Raw genomic sequence first — 1,215 nt, 5'->3', positions numbered from 1 at the left:
GTGACGTGCTCCCCTTTTCTCCTCCACTCATAAGTAGAGTCCGGGGTTGCCAGGATGCCCTGGCGGGTGGGGTTGCGCAACGCGCCTTGCAGCATCGGCGGGCGTCAGCCCGCCTATACCGCTATGCGGCCGCACATGGTTGTAGTCGTCTCGCCAGTTGCTCAGCACCGAGCGGGCATGGCTCAGCGAAGCGAACAGCGTCTCGTTCAGGCACTCGTCGCGCAAGCGACCATTAAAGCTCTCGACATAGCCATTCTGCTGCGGCTTGCCCGGCGCGATGTAATGCCACTCGATCTGCCGGTCCTGCGCCCAGCGCAGGATCGCCAGGCTGGTCAGTTCGGTCCCGTTGTCGCTGACGATCATCAGGGGCCTGCCGCGCACTGCTATGATCGCATCGAGCTCGCGGGCAACACGAGTGCCCGACAACGACGTATCCACCACCAGCGCCAGGTTCTCCCGCGTGAAGTCGTCGACGACGGCAAGGATGCGGATACGCCGGCTACACACCAGCGTGTCGCTCACAAAGTCCAGGCTCCACCGCTGGTTCGGCCCCTGCGGGTGCGCCATCGGCGCCCGCGTGCCCATCGCCCGCTTGCGGCCGCGGCGACGGCGCACCCGCAGATTCTCCTCGCGATACAGCCGCAGCAGCTTCTTGTGGTTCATGACGATGCCTTCTCGGGCGAGCATGATCCCCAGCCGCCGATAGCCGAACCGACGGCGCTCAAGCGCGATCTCGCGAAGCCGCGACCGCAGGTCGCCATCATCACCGCGCCGGTGCGCATAGCGCATCGACGATCGATCCACGCTCAGAATGGCGCACGCCCGACGCTCGCTGATGCCGAAGGCCTGCCGAACATCCTCGACAGCCCTTCGGCGAGCGGCAGGCTTCACCAGTTTTTTGCGGCAACTTCCTTCAGCACCGCATTGTCGAGCATCGCATCGGCCAGCAGCCGTTTCAGCCGCGCGTTCTCGTCCTCGAGTACCTTCAACTTGCGCGCCTGCGACACATCCATGCCCCCGTACGTCGCCTTCCACTTGTAGAACGTCGCGCTGCTTACACCGTGCTTCCGGCACACGTCTGCCGTCGACGAACCGGCCTCCTGCTCGCGCAGGATCCCGATGATCTGCTCTTCTGAAAACCTGCTGCGCTTCATCTTCGTCCTCCTTGATCGAGGACTCTACCTCAAACTGGAGGAGTTTCAGGGGAGCACGTCA

Annotated in this window: 1 protein-coding gene; it reads right to left on the bottom strand. The window is 64.0% G+C overall.

Translation table 11 applies throughout. The annotated features are described in order from the left end of the window. Positions 1-27: 27 nt before the first annotated feature. Positions 28-1,154, bottom strand: a protein-coding gene (locus BM009_RS22060; protein ID WP_254772418.1) for an IS3 family transposase whose coding sequence is annotated in 2 segments (ribosomal slippage) — positions 28-896 and positions 896-1,154 — 1,128 coding nt in all. Because the reading frame shifts where the segments join, the coding sequence is not laid out codon by codon here. Positions 1,155-1,215: the final 61 nt, after the last annotated feature.

It is taken from the genome of Sphingomonas sp. NFR04, from assembly GCF_900114095.1.
Classification (GTDB): domain Bacteria; phylum Pseudomonadota; class Alphaproteobacteria; order Sphingomonadales; family Sphingomonadaceae; genus Sphingomonas.
Note: the sequence above shows the minus strand (reverse complement) of the source record. Positions and strands in the feature narration are given on the sequence as shown.